Source organism: Plantactinospora sp. BC1 (assembly GCF_003030345.1).
In the GTDB taxonomy this organism is placed as follows: Bacteria; Actinomycetota; Actinomycetes; order Mycobacteriales; family Micromonosporaceae; genus Plantactinospora.
Window position 1 is genome coordinate 6,204,996 of record NZ_CP028158.1, and the last position, 15,768, is coordinate 6,220,763.

A 15,768-nucleotide genomic window follows, 5' to 3' on the forward strand; every position below is an offset into this window, starting at 1 on the left:
CGCAACTATAGCGTACGCTGTAAGGAATTCAAGTCCGGGGAGAATGGCGAGGTGACGACGGAGTACAGCGGCAGTGGCGACCCGAAGCGGAGCATGGAACTGCTCTGGGGCGGGCCGGAACGCCCGCGCCGGGGACCGAAACCCAAGCTCACGGTGGACCAGATCGTCCAGGCGGCGATCGAGATCGCCGACGCCGAGGGGCTGCCGGCGCTCTCCATGCGGCGGGTCGCCGACGAGCTCGGGGTCACCGCGATGTCGCTGTACACGTACGTGCCGGGCAAGGCCGAGCTGATCGACGTGATGTTCGACACCGTGCATGCCCGGGCCGCCACCCCGGAGGACGACCAGGGCGACTGGCGGAGCCGGCTCGAACGGCTGGCCCGGGAGAACTGGGACCGCTACCTCCGGCACCCCTGGCTGCTCCAGGTCGCGACCAGCCTTCCGGTGCTCGGCCCCAACTCGGTGGCCAAGTACGACCGGGAGCTCACCGTCGTCGCCGGGCTCGGCCTGACCGACATCGAGATGGACCTCCTGGTCGGCCTGGTCTCCGACTACGTGCACGGCGCGGTACGCGGCGCCGTGGAGGCCGCCCAGATGCAGCGCCGCACCGGGATGACCGTGCAGGAGTGGTGGGAGCGCTTCGCACCCCTGCTGGAGCAGGTCTTCGACGCCGAGCGCTACCCCGTGGCGGCCCGGGTCGGCGCGGCGGCCGGTGCCGAGCACGACGCCCCGGCCGACCCGGCCCGGTCGTTCGAGTTCGGGCTGCAACGAGTGCTGGACGGGATCGAGGCGTTCGTCCGGAGCCGGGCCGGGCAACAGGGGCTTGCCGAGCGACCCTGACGGGTGTTGGCTGAGATCCTTTCCGGTTCCCGCTGGGGGTGACGTGCCGCCGTCCCTCGACGACCCCGCCGCGCTGCGCCGTGGCCGGGTCGCGGTGTCGCTGCTCTTCCTGCTCTTCGGGATGGCGATCGGCACCTGGACGGCCCGGATCCCCGCGGTCAAGGAGAGTCTGGGGCTGAGCGACGGCCAGCTCAGCGTCGGCCTGCTCGGGCTCGCCGCCGGCGCCATCACCGGCATGCAGTTCACCGGGCGCCTGGTCGACCGGTACGGCAGCGTCCGGGTGATGCTGCCGGTGGCCTTCGCCGAGGGCGGCTGCCTGCTGCTGCCCGGCTACGCCGGCAACCTCGGCACGCTGACCCTGGCGCTCTTCGTCTTCGGCACGGTGCACGGCACCCTCAACATCGCGATGAACGCCAACGCGGTCGAGGTGGAGCGCGCGCGGGGTCGCCCGATGCTCTCGTCGTGCCACGCGGTCTACAGCATCGGCGGTTTCCTCGGTGCGGCGCTCGGCGGGCTCTTCGCCCGCGCCGACGCCAGCGTCGTCGCCACGCTGTGGACGACCGCGCTGGTCGCGCTCGGTCTCGCCACCTGGGGCGCCCGCTGGGCACTGCCACACGCCGGGCAGGCCGGGACGCCGCCGACCGCCACATCCGCCGACGCCGCCGCCGAGAGCGACACCGTGGCGCGGCGGGAGCCGCCGGGGGTGCTGTTCCTCGGCGTACTGGCATTCTGTTGCCTGGTCGGCGAGGGCGCCGCCGCCGACTGGAGCACCGTGTATCTGCGCGACAACCTGGGCAGCGACCCCGGCTTCGCCGCCGCCGCGTTCGCGGCATTCTCGATCATGATGACCGCCGGCCGGCTCGTCGGCGACCGGCTGGCCGCCGCCCTTGGCCCGGTCGTCCTGGTACGCGGCTGCGGGATCCTCGCCGCCGTCGGGCTCGGCGGCGCGCTCGTGCTCGACCACCCGGTCGCCGGATTGCTCGGATTCGGCTGCCTCGGTGCCGGCCTGTCCTGCATCGCGCCGCAGGTCTTCTCGGCCGCCGGCAACCGGGACCCGAGTCAGGCCGGCCGAGCGCTGGCCCGGGTCGCCGGCCTGGGGTACCTCGGTTTCCTGGTCGGACCGGTGGTGATCGGCGGCGTCGCCGAACTCTCCGGGCTGCCCCGCGCCCTGGCGATCCCCGCCCTGCTCGCGCTCTTCGTCGCGCTGGCCGCCGGAGCGGTCCGGCCCCGTCCGGAGCGGCCGCGCCCCGCCGAGCCGGTCAGTTCGGAGCCACGATCCTGACCTCGGGCCGGCACTCCTCGCCGGCCAGGAAGCGGAGCAGGCCCACCCCCTCGACGGTCAGCGCCTCGGCGTCCACACCGGAGAGTCGGGCGAACGGCTCGACGGTGAGCAGGGCGCTGTCCCGCTCGATGGCGGTCGTCCAGATGCCGGCGGTGACGCCGTCGAGCAGGAGGCCCCGGGGCAGTTGGCCGTTTCGGACGGCCGATCGGGCGCGGAACTCGTCGGTGAGCACCCGGGACCGGTCGGCGTACGAGAGCAGCAGGTTGTCGAAGTCGTAGAGGAACCGGGGCGGCGCCGGAACGTCCGGGTCGGGGCGTACGGCGTCGGGCAGGTCGAAAAGCTCGGCGCCGCTCTCGTCGCGGAAGGTGACCAGGCTCGGGCGCAGCCGCTCCAGCACCTCGGCGAGCCGGGTCAGGCCGGACCAGACCTGCACGTCGCGCACGCTGGCCGGGCCGAAGGCGGCCAGGTAGCGCAGGACCAGCTCCTCCACCGAGCGGGCCGATCCCTCGACGGAGCGGGCCGCTTCCTCGACGGAGCGGGCCGCTTCCTCGACGGAGCGGGCCGCTTCCTCGACGGAGCGGGCCGCTTCCTCGACGGAGCGGGCCGCTTCCTCGACGGAGGCTGCCCGGGGCGGCGCGACGCCGAGCCAGTGCTCGACGCTCTGGTGCGCGGCGAGCGCGCTGCGGCCCCAGACGCCCCGGGGCGGCACCTGGACCAGCGGCACCCAGGCCCGGACCGCCTGCGCCAGCGCGGCCGGATCGCGGTCCGGCCACCGCCTGCCCAGTGCCGTGCCGAGCTGCCCGAGAGTCAGCGGTCGCTCGTCTAGCAGCTCGCGACCGGCCGCGACGACCTCGTCGCGGGGCAGGCCGGCCAGCCGCCGCCCGTAGGTGTGCGCCGTGCCGCGCTCGATCACCGGCTGCAACAGGGGTCGCAGCGCCAGCGCGTCGGCGGCGGTGACCAGGTGGATGGTCGAGCGCATCAGCGCGATCCGGACCGCCTCCCGGGTGGTCAGCAGCTCCGCCACCGCCTCGGGGCGGCAGTCGCGCAGCCGGCTCCAGAAGCCGACGTACCAGGTGTGCGGGGTCTGGGCCTGCATGCCGACCAGGTGCTCCAGCAGCTCGGCCGGCCTCCGGTCCGCGCGGGCCAGCAGGAGCTGACGGTGCAGGGTGGCCCGGTTGAGCGCCCGACGGGTCAGCACTGGGGCGTTCATCTGGAGCCCGTCCCGGTCATCGAGGTTGTCAACTTCCTGTCGCCGGTCAGATCAGCAGCCAGACCATACCGAGATCCCCCGACACGGCCGCATCGTTGCCCACCTCGGCGGTACTGGATATATTTACCTTCATCATCATGTGGGAGCGTTCCCACGGCGTGGGTCCGCAGGTACGGGACGGGGGAGGTCGGCCGCATGAGCACGATCCGGCTGCTCGTGGCCAACGGTTGCAGCTTCGCCCGGGGCGCCGAACTGGCCGAGCCGGAGCGGGACGCCTGGCCGGCCGTACTCGGGCGACAGCTCGGCATCGACGTGGTCAACCTGGCCTGCGACGGCGGCTCCAACCGGCGGGCCGTCCGCACCACCGTGCAGCACCTGGAGTCGATCCGGGCGGCGCACGGGATCGACTACGACCAGATCCTCTTCGTCAACATGTGGACCGCGCTGAGCCGCAACGAGTACTACGACAGCGGGATCGAGGACGGCCCGGTCCGCCCCGACCTCGGGGTACGCCCGGCGCTCCCCGGCGAGCTGCACTGGCAGCGGGTCGCCGACTGGAAGGCCGCCGAGGGGGACAAGCCGTCGAAGGCGTACCTGCGGCACCTCTTCAACCCCACCGGCGAGACGGTCAACTTCTTCGTCGACTGGCTGCTGCTGGAGCACCACCTCACCGGTCGCGGCGTGCCGAGCCGGTTCGCGTTCGCCTGGGAGATCCTGCCCGACCCGGTCCCGGCCGAGGCGGTACCGGTGATGCGCGCGCTCCGCGCCGACCTGGTCTTCGGGACGCTGCCGCCCCGGCCGGAGCAGACCTTCCGGGAGATGGTCTTCGGCCGGGTGCCGTTCGGCGACTGGGACCATCCGCTCCGGGAGGGGCACCAGCACTTCGCCGCCGCCATGTCGCACTGGCTCGGCGGCGACGAGCGACTGCGCTTCCCACCGACCGGACGGAGCCGGCGATGACCGTACAGGCGATGACCGTACAGGCGACGACCTCGACGACGGCGGGCCCGGCGGCCGATCCGCCGGTCCGGACCGGGCCGGGGCTGGTCTCGGTGATCATGCCGGCCCGCAACGGCGCGGCGACCATCGGCGCGCAGCTCGCGGCGCTGGCCCGGCAGACCTACCCCGGACGCTGGGAACTCGTCGTGGTCGACAACGGCTCCACCGACGGTACGCCGGAACTCGTCGCCGCCTTCGCCGACCGGCTGCCCGGGCTCCGGCTGCACCGGGCGGGCGCCCGGGCCGGCACCAGCTACGCCCGCAACGAGGGCTGCCGGGTGAGCCGGGGCGAACTGCTGCTCTTCTGCGACCAGGACGACGTGGTCGCGCCCGACTGGGTGGCCGGGATGGTACGCGGACTCGCCGAGTTCCCCGCCGTCGGCGGACACGTCGAACGCCGGCTGCTCAACGACGACGTCTCGCTGGCCACCCGCCCCGAGAAGCCGGCCGGCTCACTCCAGTCCGGATTCGACTTCCTCCCGTACGCCCTCGGCGCCAACTGCGGGGTGCGCCGGACCGTCTTCGAGGAGCTGGGCGGCTTCGACCCGGCCTACCGGTACGGCTCGGACGAGGTCAGCTTCTTCTGGCGGGCGCAGCTCGCCGGGTACCCGATCGGGGCGCTGCCGGACGCGGTGGTGCACTACCGGCTGCGTCGTCGGCTCCCGGAGATGGCCCGGCAGTACTACTCGTACGGCCTCAGCCATCCCCGGCTCTACCGCGACTTCGCCGCCGCCGGGCTACCCCGCTCGGTCCGGCCGGCCGCCCGGGAGTGGCGCTGGCTGCTGCGCCACCTGCCCGACCTGGTCCGCTCCCGCAAAGCCCGCGCCGTCTGGGTGACCCGGTGCGCGATGCGCTGCGGTCGGATCGTCGGCAGCCTGCGCAACCGGGTCGTCTTCCCCTAGCCCGGCAGGGCGGGCGTCGCCCCGGACCGGCCCGGCAGGGAGGACGTCGCCCCGGGCCGGCCCGCCGTCCGCCCCGGTCCAGCGGTCGTCCGGCGCCGCCGGCCAGTCGTCGTCGGCCGGATAGCGCACCCCGGTCCGCGCCCGGGCGGCGTCCAGGATCCGCAGCACCGCCACGGTGTCGGCCAGGGTGGCGAGCGGGCTCTCGGTCAGCCCGGTCCGCAGGCAGCGCATCACCTCGACCGCCTCGTGCACGAACCCCTCCCCCTGGTAGGGCACCTCGACGATCCGGGGCTCGGCGTCACCCTGCCGCAGGGTCAGCCTGGCGGGCCGGAAGAACCCCCGGTCCAGCTCGATCCGGCCGGCGCTGCCGCAGACCGTCGCCGTCCACGGCGTGTCGGCGACGATCGAGCAGGAGAGGCTGGCCAGCGCGCCGTCCGGATAGCCCAGCACCAGCGCGGTGGTCTCGTCGACGCCGTACGGGCTCAGCGTGGCGACCCCGGTGACCGTCTCGGGTGTTCCGAGCAGCAACTGGGCCAGCGTCACCGGATAGACCCCGAGATCCAGCAGGGCACCGCCGCCGAGCGCCGGGTCCCGCAGCCGGTGACCCGGGTCGACCGGCCCCACCAGGCCGAAGTCCGCCTGCACCAGCCGGGGTACCCCGACCGCGCCGTCCCGGACCAGGGTCACCAGCCGGCGGATCGCCGGCACGCAGCGCATCCACATCGCCTCCATCAGGAAGAGACCGGACGAGCGGGCCCGGGCCACCAGGTCGACGGCCTGGCCGGCGTTGAGGGTGAACGGCTTCTCGCAGAGCACCGACCGGCCGGCGTCCAGGCAGAGCGCGGTGGCGGCGTGGTGGCTCGCGTGCGGGGTCGCCACGTAGACCACGTCGACCCGGTCGTCGGCGGCGAGACCCGCCCAACTGCCGTGCGCGCGCGGAATCGCGTACCGGGTGGCGAACCGCTCGGCCGCCTCCCCGGTACGCGAGCCGACCGCCACCACCTCGGCGTCCGGCAGCCGCAGCAGGTCCTCGACGAAGCGCCCGGCCATCCAGCCGGTGCCGAGCACACCCCACCGGACCGGCCGGTCGGCGGGACGGACCGGCGGCCGTGCCGCGCTCACCGGCCGGACCCCGCCGCACCCGCCAGCGCCGCCGCACCGCTGGCCAGTTCCCCGACCGCCTCCGCCTCGGCCGCCGCGTGCCGGCGGGCGAGGTCGTCGCGGAGCGCCAGACAGTCGCGTACGTAGTCGCCGGCCCGGGCGATCGGCGGGTGCGGGTCACCGTCGCCGCAGTACTCGACACAGATCGCCGGTACGCCGAGCGAGTCCGCCTTGGTGATCCAGGCGTAGTTGTCCAATACCCCGTCGGCGGTGTCCACGTTGAAGTCGGCCCGTCCGCCGTCCGGGTGCAGGTTCTTCAGGTGGAAGTAGCCGAGCCGGCCGGCGAGCTGGTCGAGCACGTCGGGATTCCGGTCGGCCGCGCTGACCACGTAGGCGTTGCCGGGATCGGCGGTGGCGACCACGGCCGGATGGTCCACCATCGCCAGCAGCTTCGCGGTGCCGGCCACCGTGTCGTGTACCGAGCCGGGATACACCTCCACCCCCACCCGTACGCCGTGCCGGGCCGCGTGGTCGCCGAGCCGGCGGTAGCCCTCGGCGGCCCGCTCATAGTGCACCTGCTCGGCCAGGGCGCTGCCGTTGACCCGCCAGTCGTCCGGATCCCGTTCCAGGGTCCCGGACCAGCCGTTGACCATCTCGATCCCGGCGGCCGCGGCGGCGGCGATGGTCCGCTCGGCCAGGGCCAGCGAGGCTGCCCGGGCCGACCGGTCGTCGCCGACGAAGTCCCCGGTGTAGCCGACGCAGTGCACGCCCACCCCGTACCGCCGGCCGAGCGCCGCCGCCGCCGCGACCTCGCTCTCGACCCGGGACGGGTCGAAGTGGAAGTGGACCAGCTCGATGCCGTCCCAGCCGTGCCGCGCGGCGACCGCGAAGACGTGCCGCAGGGGGTACCGGCGGAAGGTGTAGCTGTGCAGGACGAGCTTCATGGGTTCTGCCCTCCGGTCAACGCCAACCGCACTCCGCCGTTGGCGACGCTTCGTTCCAGTGCGTGCAACACCCGCAGGTCCCGCAGTCCACGGGCGACGCCCACCTCGACCGGTACCGGCTGTCCGGCCGCGCTGGCCGCGAACGCCCGGTACTGGGCGAGGTACGGATCCACCGGTTCCGGACGCAGCCAGCGCCGTCCCCGTTCGTCGCAGACCAGCACCGAGCCGCCGGAGTCCATCGCCCACGAGTTCCGGACCACCAGCAGGCCCCGCTCGCAGACGACGGTGTAGCGCGAGACGCCGGTCTCCGGTGGCTCGGTGAAGGACGACTCGACCTGGAGCCGCCGCTCGTCGCCGAACCACACCGTCGCCTCGACGAAGATCTCGGTCTGCTCCCGGTCACCGGCGGGATAGCCGGTGGCCCGGCAGGCGGTCGGCGCGGCGTCGAAGACGTCGGCCGCGGTCAGCAACGGATAGATCGCCAGGTCGCCGAGGCAGCCGAGGCCACTCTCGGCCCGCCGGTTACGCCAGTCCCGCTGCCGGTGCCCGAGGTGGCAGGCGGCGATCGACCGGGGTGCGCCGAGCCGTCCGGAGCGGACCAGCTCGACCACCGCCCGGTTGTAGGCGTTGTACCGGGACATGTAGCCGATCATCGCGGGCGCGCCGGAGGCCATCGCGGCGCGCAGAATCCACTGTCCACCGGCGACGGTGTCGGCGAGCGGCTTCTCCACCAGGGTCGGTACGCCCCGGGCCAGCGCCCGGCAGGCGTACTCGGCGTGCCGCCGGTTGGGCGTCGCCACGTGCACCCCGTCCAGCGGCGTACGCAGGAAGTCCCGCACGTCCGTCCCGGACCAGACGCCCGGTACCTCGGCAGCGACCGCCCGCAGCGCCGCCTCGTCGGAGTCGAGTACGGCGACCAGGCGCAGGTCGTCGGCGGCGGCGATCGCCGGCAGCAGCGCCCGGCGGGTCAGGAACCCGGCGCCGACGATGCCGATCCGGAACGTCATCGGACCCGCTCCGGCCCGCCGCGCCAGTGCAGCAGCAGGCTGCGCGGCGCCAGCGAGCGGTGGGTGGCCACGGCGATCGCGTCCAGGGTGTGCCGTTGGGCCGCCAGCGCGCCGTCCAGGGCCGAGTCGCCGGTGCCGACCGGCGGGTCCGGGTCGAGCAGCACCGCCACCCCGACCGATCGGGTGTGCCAGACCAGTTGGTAGGAGTGGTGGTTCCAGCCGCTGCCCTCGTGCACCTCGATTGGGCGGCCGAGCCGCTGCGCCAGCCGCTCCGCCTCGACCCCGGTGGCCGGGCCGGCACCGTAGCCGACGACGTGAACGGCGGTGAGGTCGGGCCGCCGGGCCAGCCAGCCGGCGAGTACCCCGGCGAGTTCGTCGGTACCGGCGACCGCGTCCGCCCCGGTGGGCCGGTCGGCAGCGGTCGGGGCCGCCGGGACCAGCCGCTTGTAATGGTCCACGGCGTCGTGGGTGGCGAACCGCAACCCGTGCCGCACCGCGACGCAGGCGACCAGGGCGGCGACCGCGTAGCAGGCGGCCATCGCGGCGGCGACCGCACCGGCCGCCCCGGCCGGCCGGGACAGCGTGGAGATGCCCGCCGCGACGTCGACCACCAGCGCCGGCGGCGTCCGCTCGTCGACGTGCTCGTCGACGTGCCGGCCGCCGGAGGCCGGTCCGGCCGCAACGTCCGGCCCCGAGGCCGGTCCGGCCGCCACGTCCGGCCCGGAGGCCGGTCCGGCCGCCACGTCCGGCCACGGCCGGAACCGTTCGGACTTGCCGCCCCAGCCCTGCCGGGCCGCCTGGAGGGTCCAGAGCCGCAGCCCCGGGCCGGCGCCGGGCGGCAGCCGGAACAGCACCCGGGGCCGGCCGGTCGCCGGCAGCCGGGCCGACTCCTCGCCGGCCCACTCGCCGATCGCCCGGGCCGCACCGGCGAACGCCCGGTAGGCGTCGTCGAAGTGCGGCCAGCTCAGCATCCGGGCGGCGAGCAGCGCCGGCACCGAGAGTGGGGCGTGGTAGAGGGCCACCTGGTCGGGCCCGCCGCCCACCGAGAGGGTGCCGCCGCGTTCGCTGAGCCAGGCCGGGGCCGCCCCGCCGGTCCGGTGCCGGGCCAGCGCGAGGGTGGCGGCCAGCAGCCGGGTCTCCCGGGTACGCCCGGAGGCGCTGACCGCGAACCCGGCGACGGCGCCCCGCCCCGGCCACTCGTGCAGCGTCCGGCGCACCGTCTCCGGGTCGAGCGAGTCAAGTACCCGGATCGCGGACTGTCCCGGCACCGCCTCGGAGATCGCCCGCAGCCCGAAGGCCCAACCGCCGGTACCGACGAAGACCGCCCGCCGGCAGCCGCGCAGCAGGGTACCGCCGCCCCGTTCGGCGGTGAGCCGGGAGACTCTCGGCCAGGCCGGCGGGTGTACCCAGCCGAGCCGGGGCACCCCGGCGAGGCTGGCGAGCGCGGCGACCGTACCCGCCGGACCGTGCCGCTCGCCGCTGGCGGCCGCCCGCACGTACGCCCAGAGTTCGGCTCCGCTCGGCTCGACCGCCCAGTGCCGCCCGGTCACGGCGTACCCCGTCGGGCCGGCACCGGGGAGACCACCGTGCCGTCGAGCCGGAAGTCGACCACGACCCGCAGCGGCGGGCCGCCGCCGACCGTGCCGTGGTCGAGGAGTTCGGTCGCCACGCCCGGCAGCGCGGGCAGCGAGACGAGGTGGCTGACCAGCGGCGCCAGGTCGAGCACGGCCGCGGTGCCGCCCCCGGTGAGCAGCTCGCGGGCGGCGGCGAAGTCCTCGGCGCGCCCGCCCCGGGTGCCGACCACGGTGCACCGGCCACCGGCCGGGTTGGGCACGATCCGACGCTCACCGGCCCGCACCGGTCCCGGGTCCAGTGCCGCGCCGTCGCCGACCCGAAGCAGCCGGCCGGTCCGGAAGCCGCCGAACAGGTGCAGGCCGGCCCCGTCGGCCAGCGCCGGCCAGCTGAGTTCGGCCGCCGCCGGCCCGCCGTCACCGGCCACCGCCAGCACCGCCAGCTCGGCGCCCCGGCCGGCGGTGGCCGACCGTACCCCGGTGGCGAGTCCCGGCCCGAGCGGCAGCACCGCGTCCGGGGCCGGCAGTCCACGGTGGACGGCGGCGTGCAGCCTGCGGTCGCTCCGGCCGGCGACGATCACGGTACGGGCGCCACGGGCGCGGGCGACGGCGAGGTGCAGCAGGCCGAGTACGCCGGCACCGACGACGAGGACGTCCCGGCCGGCCCAGTCCGCGGCGAGGGCCCGGTGTGCCCGCAGTACCGCCGCCAGCGGCTCCAGCAGCACCCACTCCGGGCCACAGCCCGCCGGCACCTCGACGAGCTGCCCCTGTGCCAGCGCGCCCAGGTCGCTGACGAGCAGGTCCCGGAACACCCCGGGCAGGTTGTGCCCGAGCTTGAGGTAGTCGTCGGTCGGGTGGTTGGGGTTGAGCGTCACCAGGTCGCCGGGGCGCGGGCCGGAGACCGCCGTACCCACCTCGACCACCTCGGCCACGCACTCGTGCCCGAGCACCCCCGGTTCCAGGCCCCGTTCGCCGCGCAGGATCTCCAGGTCGGTGCCGCAGAGGCCGGCGTACCTCGGCATGAGCAGCAGTTGCTCGCGGCCACAGCGCGGCCGGGCGCCGGTGGTCAGGAGCAGCCGCGACTCGCCGACGGGCTTGACCAGCTCGCGGATCTCGGCCCGCCGCGCGGCGAGGTAGCCGGCCATCCCGGTCAGGGTGGCCGACTCGGCGTCGTCGGGGACGTGCAGCAGCCCGTCCCGCTCGGCGGCCGTCCAGCCGGCGAACCAGCCGGCGTCGACGCAGAGCTGCGCCAGCCATCCGCGCAGGGCGGCGAACCAGGGTGCGCCGACGCCGTGCGCGAAGCCGCCGACCACCACCACGCGGCAGAGCCCGAGCTGGGCGCAGACCTGCAACAGCGCCACCGCGAGGTGCCGGGTCGCCGCACGCACCAGGTCGGTGACGAACGCGTCGCCGGTCCGGGCGGCGTCGGCGAGCGCCCGGCCGTCGATCCGGTCCGGGTCGCCGCCGACCAGCCGGTGCAGTACCGAACCGGCGAAGTCGGTCGGCTCCTGCCGGGCGCGCCGGGCCGCCGCCCGCAGCACCGCCGGCCCGGAGCTGTACGCGCAGAGGTCCGCCACCGCACCGCAGTCGCACCACGGCAGGTCCAGTGTGGCCAGTTCCTCGCGGGCGGCCCGGTCTCCGGCGGCGGCGGCCCGGCCGAGCCGGGCGGCACCGGCCGGTCCACCGGGTACCGCGTCGAGCCGGCTCGGTTCCACCGGCACGTGCCCGATCTCCCCGCCCAGCCCGGTCGGGTCGGCGAGCAGCTTGGCGGTGCCGGGCAGCCGGTCGTCGAAGACCTTGACCGCCACGCCGGTGCTGACGGTGAGCAGGGCGAACCGGCCGAGCCGCCGGTAGTGCCAGGCCGCCGCGGCGACGTCGTTGAGTACGGTGACCCGGGCCCACGGCAGTCGGGCCCGCAGCGCGGCCCGTACGTCGTAGCCGGCCGACCGCGCCTGCCAGAGCACGCTGGCGTCCCGGACCACCCCCTCGGCGGTGACCACCGCGCCGAAGGCGACCCCGACGTCGCGCCGGCCGGTGGGCTCGGCGGCCCGGTGCAGCCGGTCGGCCTCGGCGGCGATCCGGTCCAGCAGGTCGTCCCGGACGACGGCCAGCGGGATCTCCGGCCGGTCGCGCCGGGTCGGGGTGGCGAACCGGACCACCTCGCCGACCAGCCGTCCCCGCTCGGCCAGCGCCAACCGGGTCCAGGTGCCGCCGACGTCGACCACCACGCCCCGCTCCGCCGCCGCCCCGGGCCACCCGTCCGGGCCCGTCCCCGCCGTGCCGGCGGCATCCGGTGCGCCGTCCCGGCCGGTGCCCGCCGTTCCGCCCGGCTGCCGTTCCTGCCCCGTCATCCGCGTCTGCCCGTCCTGCCCGGTGCCTCCGGTCACGAACCGCTCCACGCCGGGGCCGGCAGCACCGGCTCGCCGCCGGCTCCGGTGGTCCGGACCGGCGTACCGGCCCGGTGGCGCAGCGCCGACCAGGCCCGCTCCAGGTCGGCCGCGCCGATCTCCTCGATCGAGTCGACGAAGCCGCCGACCCCGAGCCCGACCGGTACGGCCAGGTGCAGCTCGCCGCCCTTGTGTGGCAGTACGTGGGTGTGCAGCGCCCGCCACAGTTCGGCGGCGTCACAGCAGTCGTCGTACGTCGGCAGCCCGATCCGGCGCAGCAGCGTCTCGGTACGGTCGGCGAGGCGTTCCGGCAGTCGCCCCGCGGCCACGCCCAGCCGGCAGGAGAGCGCCATCCCGACCGCCACCGCCTCGCCGTGCCGGAGCCGGTAGCCGGACCGCTCCTCCAGGACGTGCCCGAACTCGTGGCCGAAGTCGGCCAGCCGGCGCAGCCGCCGCTCCCAGGGGTTCTCCTCCAGTTCGACCAGCATCGCGGCGACCGCGCGCCGGAGTACCTCGTCGAGCACCGGGGCGGCGGCGGGGTCGCGCAGCCCGGCGTGGTGCTCCTCGACCAGGGCGAAGAGGCGGGCGTCCCGGACCAGAGCGATCTTCACGATCTCGGCCAGTCCGCACCGGAACTCGGGCTCCGGCAGGGTGGTCAGGAATCCGGCGTCGCAGAGGCAGGCCAGCGGCGGATGGTAGGCGCCGAGCAGGTTCTTCCGGCCGTCGAGGTCGACGCCGACCTTCAGCCCGACGCCCGCGTCGACCAGTCCGACCAGGGTGGTCGGGACGCGCAGGTAGGGGGTAGCGCCGGGATGGCAGGCGGCGACGTAGCCGACCAGGTCGAGCACGGTGCCGCCGCCGACCGCCAGGATCCGGTCGGCGGGCCCGAGACCGAGTCCGCGTACCCGGCGCAGCAGCCGCCCGGCGGCGTCGAGGGTCTTGCCCCCGGGCGAGCTGCGCACCGGCAGCACCGTGTAGCCGGCGAGCCGGCCCTGCCGGCAGCGGCGGGCGAGCGAGTCCCGGAGGGCGGCGGTGACGGTCGGCGAGTAGTCGTCGACCACCGCCAGCACCCGGGCGCCGGCCGGCAGGTGGGCGGAGAGCACCGGGTTGTCCGGGGCGAGGACCCCGACGGTGAAGGTGACCGGATAGCCCAGCTCCCGGATCCGGTGCGCCCGGACCGGCGCCGGCACCGACGGCCGCCACCCCGGTCCCGGTCCCGCCGCGGCGGGCGCCGGAAGCATCGCGGGCGCGGCGGTCGCCGGTGGCGGTGCCGGCCAGATCCGCCCGTCGCCGGGGCCGTACCGGTGCAGCAGCCGGGCCACCGCGTCCAGCGCCGCCTGCCGGACCAGGGCCGGCTCCGCGACCCGGTCGAGCTGGCCGGCGAGTACGTCGTCGTAGCCGACGAGGTGCCGGATCGCGGCCTCCTCGTCGGGGCGTACCGGGGCGGGGTCGGCGAGCAGGGTGTCCACGTCGACCAGGAGCACGGGATCGCGCGTCTCGGCGGCGAGTGCCGGCTCGCCGGCCACCACCCGGGCGCTCCAGTGCAGGGAGGCGAGCAGCGACGGCAGGTCGTCGTGCACCCGGACCGCGTGGGCGTACCGGCGGTACATGGCGGCGGCCAGCACGGTGGTCGCGGTCGCCGGTGGCCCGGCGAGGCAGACGAAGGCGTCCCGCCGGCCGAGTCCGGCGGCGACGGCGGCCCGCACCACGGCGCGTACCGGATCGGGGTCGTCCGGGGCGGCGAGGTCGGCGGCCTCGACCGTCCGGTGGTGGTCGAGCACGCCGCGGTCCCGCCAGTGTCCGAGATAGGCGTCGAGCCGGCGGCGCTGCTCCGGCCGGTCGCAGACCGCGAGGACCCGGCGCGCGCCGCCGAGCGTCCGCAGCAGGGTGACGTCGCCGGGCCGCCACAGGCCCCGGCGCATCCGCAGCTCGAAGGTGTCGATCAGCTTGACCCGGAGCGCGTCCTTGCGCCCGGGCGGGGACGCCGCCGGCCTGGGCAGGTCGCGGGGGCGGGCCAGGGCCGGAGCCCCGGTGGTCGACGACATCGCCTCACACCGGCGCTTGCTGGGCACAGGCCCGGCGCAGCAGTTCGACCAGCGGCTCGCGCTGCCGGCACTGGTCGAACCGGAACGAGCGCATCATCTCGTCGATCGCCGACTCGCCCATCCCCCGGAACAGTTCGCCGAACTCCGGCAGCAGCGCCTCGGCGAAGAGGATCTGCGGCACCAGCCGGCCGATCAGGAACTCGCTGCCGAACGGGAACGGCAGGTAGTCCGGGAACTCCCGGGCGAAGAGTTCCTTGAGCGGTCCCATCACCTGCTGGATGTGGTCGTGCCGGCCGCCCCACAGGTCGACGCCGAGCCGGGCCTTCTTCTCCAGTACCGGCCGGAGCCGGCGCATCCACGGGCTCTCCGGGTCGACGGTCAGCGGCGCCGCGACGCCGATGTCCTTGTAGGGCCAGAACGCCCAGTTGGCCCGGTGCCGGGTGTAGATCTCGAACTGGTCGGCGAGCAGGTCCAGCCGCATCCGGTCCTGTTCCGCGTCGCCGGTGAAGACCGCGTTGAACTCGCCGACGTAGACCGGGGTACCGGTGCGGAGCATGTACTCGCTGCGCTTGAGGTATGTCCGCTCCAGCACATCAGCGTCGAAGTACTGGTCGCGGGACTGGTCCGGCAGCAGGATGCCGTGCTCGTAGCCGACGCCGTCCGGCGACTCCCAGACGTGGGTCAGGTGCGCCACCCCGGGGTAGCGGCCGTCCGGCACGTAGCCGGGCGGGGCGTAGTCGTGGTGCGAGTAGATGACGTTGGGCAGCGGTTCGCCGTAGACGTCGAAGTCGTTGGAGTAGCGGTTGCCCTCCAGGATCACGATGTGCTCCGGGTCGACCTCGCGGATCGCCTCGACCAGCCGGCGGGAATACGGTCCGATCACCTCGCCGCTCGGGTCGGCCGGCTCGTTGACCGGGTTGTACGCGGCGACCCACGGCTCGTCGCGGTAGCGGCCGGCGATGGCCCGCCAGAGGTGTACGACCCGGTCCTGGAAGTGCGGGTGCTGCCAGAACTGGGCGACGTGGGTGGGGTTGTCGCTGTGCCAGTCCTGGTTCTGCCAGCCGGGCAGCGCGTGCAGGTCGATGATGGTGCGTACGCCGCAGGCGGCGAGCAGCTCGATGGCCCGGTCCAGGTGGTGGAAGCCGGACTCCACGATCTCGAACGGTCGCCGGTCGTCCTCCAGGTGCCGGTAGTTGACCGGGATCCGGACGACGTTGCAGCCCAGCCCGGCGATGAACCGGGCGTCGTCGGCGGTGAAGAAGTGTTCCAGGAAGCGGTCGAAGAAGAACGCCGCCCGCTCCGGACCGAGCACGTCCCGCACGGCGGCCCGCATGCCCTGCTCGTACGCCGGGAAACCGGTCATCCAGTTCTCGAAGTTGAGCCAACCGGCGAGGCCAATCCCCCGCCAGATAACCGGCCGTCCGTCGCCGTCAACTATTTGATCGCCATTGGTCCGGAGAAATCCTCCGGGGCATGTCAA

11 protein-coding genes and 1 pseudogene are annotated in these 15,768 nt (G+C 75.0%); 4 read left to right on the forward strand and 8 right to left on the reverse strand.

Translation table 11 applies throughout. The features are described from left to right. Nucleotides 1-51: 51 nt before the first annotated feature. A complete protein-coding gene (locus tag C6361_RS27295; protein ID WP_234359030.1) occupies nucleotides 52-840 on the forward strand; it encodes a TetR/AcrR family transcriptional regulator in 789 nt (262 codons plus the stop codon). 43 nt (nucleotides 841-883) lie between these two features. Next, on the forward strand, nucleotides 884-2,122 hold the full coding sequence (locus tag C6361_RS27300) for an MFS transporter (RefSeq protein ID WP_199853096.1): 1,239 nt from the start codon (nucleotides 884-886) through the stop codon (nucleotides 2,120-2,122). Here C6361_RS27300 and C6361_RS27305 read toward each other — a convergent pair. Beyond that, a complete protein-coding gene (locus C6361_RS27305) occupies nucleotides 2,100-3,332 on the reverse strand; it encodes a winged helix DNA-binding domain-containing protein (protein ID WP_107269442.1) in 1,233 nt (410 codons plus the stop codon). The two genes, C6361_RS27300 and C6361_RS27305, sit on opposite strands and share 23 nt — an antisense overlap. Before the next feature lie 195 nt (nucleotides 3,333-3,527). Here C6361_RS27305 and C6361_RS27310 point away from each other — a divergent pair, with 195 nt between their 5' ends. Continuing rightward, nucleotides 3,528-4,292: a DUF6071 family protein gene (locus tag C6361_RS27310; protein ID WP_107262449.1), complete on the forward strand. Its 765-nt coding sequence runs from the start codon at nucleotides 3,528-3,530 to the stop codon at nucleotides 4,290-4,292. Then, a complete protein-coding gene (locus C6361_RS38350; protein ID WP_107269443.1) occupies nucleotides 4,289-5,233 on the forward strand; it encodes a glycosyltransferase family 2 protein in 945 nt (314 codons plus the stop codon). Before C6361_RS27310 ends, C6361_RS38350 begins: the two co-directional genes overlap by 4 nt. A 120-nt stretch (nucleotides 5,234-5,353) precedes the next feature. Here the strand turns inward: C6361_RS38350 and C6361_RS27320 are convergent. From C6361_RS27320 to C6361_RS27350, 7 genes and pseudogenes are all read right to left on the reverse strand, one after another. Next, a pseudogene (locus C6361_RS27320) lies at nucleotides 5,354-6,355 on the reverse strand (Gfo/Idh/MocA family protein); the annotation flags it as partial. Continuing rightward, nucleotides 6,352-7,278 carry a sugar phosphate isomerase/epimerase gene (locus C6361_RS27325; RefSeq protein ID WP_107269444.1) on the reverse strand — a complete coding sequence of 309 codons (927 nt, stop codon included), beginning with the start codon at nucleotides 7,276-7,278 and terminating at the stop codon, nucleotides 6,352-6,354. The pseudogene C6361_RS27320 and the gene C6361_RS27325, both read right to left, overlap by 4 nt. Beyond that, nucleotides 7,275-8,285 (reverse strand): Gfo/Idh/MocA family protein, encoded by a 1,011-nt coding sequence (locus C6361_RS27330; RefSeq protein ID WP_107269445.1) that lies wholly within the window; start codon nucleotides 8,283-8,285, stop codon nucleotides 7,275-7,277. The genes C6361_RS27325 and C6361_RS27330 overlap by 4 nt, the downstream gene beginning before the upstream one ends. After that, nucleotides 8,282-9,835, reverse strand: coding sequence for a hypothetical protein (locus C6361_RS27335; RefSeq protein WP_107269446.1), 1,554 nt, complete (start codon nucleotides 9,833-9,835; stop codon nucleotides 8,282-8,284). The genes C6361_RS27330 and C6361_RS27335 overlap by 4 nt, the downstream gene beginning before the upstream one ends. Beyond that, nucleotides 9,832-12,243: an ROK family protein gene (locus C6361_RS27340; protein WP_159079497.1), complete on the reverse strand. Its 2,412-nt coding sequence runs from the start codon at nucleotides 12,241-12,243 to the stop codon at nucleotides 9,832-9,834. The genes C6361_RS27335 and C6361_RS27340 overlap by 4 nt, the downstream gene beginning before the upstream one ends. Continuing rightward, nucleotides 12,240-14,288 (reverse strand): hypothetical protein, encoded by a 2,049-nt coding sequence (locus C6361_RS27345; protein ID WP_159079498.1) that lies wholly within the window; start codon nucleotides 14,286-14,288, stop codon nucleotides 12,240-12,242. The genes C6361_RS27340 and C6361_RS27345 overlap by 4 nt, the downstream gene beginning before the upstream one ends. A 4-nt stretch (nucleotides 14,289-14,292) precedes the next feature. After that, the gene (locus tag C6361_RS27350; RefSeq protein ID WP_199853097.1) at nucleotides 14,293-15,651 is read right to left on the reverse strand and encodes a glycoside hydrolase family 5 protein; all 1,359 of its coding nucleotides are present in this window, start codon (nucleotides 15,649-15,651) and stop codon (nucleotides 14,293-14,295) included. Nucleotides 15,652-15,768: the final 117 nt, after the last annotated feature.

Bases quoted from the DNA above. Each gene is read 5' to 3' on its own strand.
- C6361_RS27305 (WP_107269442.1), bottom strand. From the start codon at position 3,332: ATGAACGCCCCAGTGCTGACCCGTCGGGCGCTCAACCGGGCCACCCTG.
- C6361_RS27310 (WP_107262449.1), top strand. From the start codon at position 3,528: ATGAGCACGATCCGGCTGCTCGTGGCCAACGGTTGCAGCTTCGCCCGG.
- C6361_RS38350 (WP_107269443.1), top strand. From the start codon at position 4,289: ATGACCGTACAGGCGATGACCGTACAGGCGACGACCTCGACGACGGCG.
- C6361_RS27325 (WP_107269444.1), bottom strand. From the start codon at position 7,278: ATGAAGCTCGTCCTGCACAGCTACACCTTCCGCCGGTACCCCCTGCGG.
- C6361_RS27330 (WP_107269445.1), bottom strand. From the start codon at position 8,285: ATGACGTTCCGGATCGGCATCGTCGGCGCCGGGTTCCTGACCCGCCGG.
- C6361_RS27345 (WP_159079498.1), bottom strand. From the start codon at position 14,288: ATGTCGTCGACCACCGGGGCTCCGGCCCTGGCCCGCCCCCGCGACCTG.
- C6361_RS27350 (WP_199853097.1), bottom strand. From the start codon at position 15,651: ATGACCGGTTTCCCGGCGTACGAGCAGGGCATGCGGGCCGCCGTGCGG.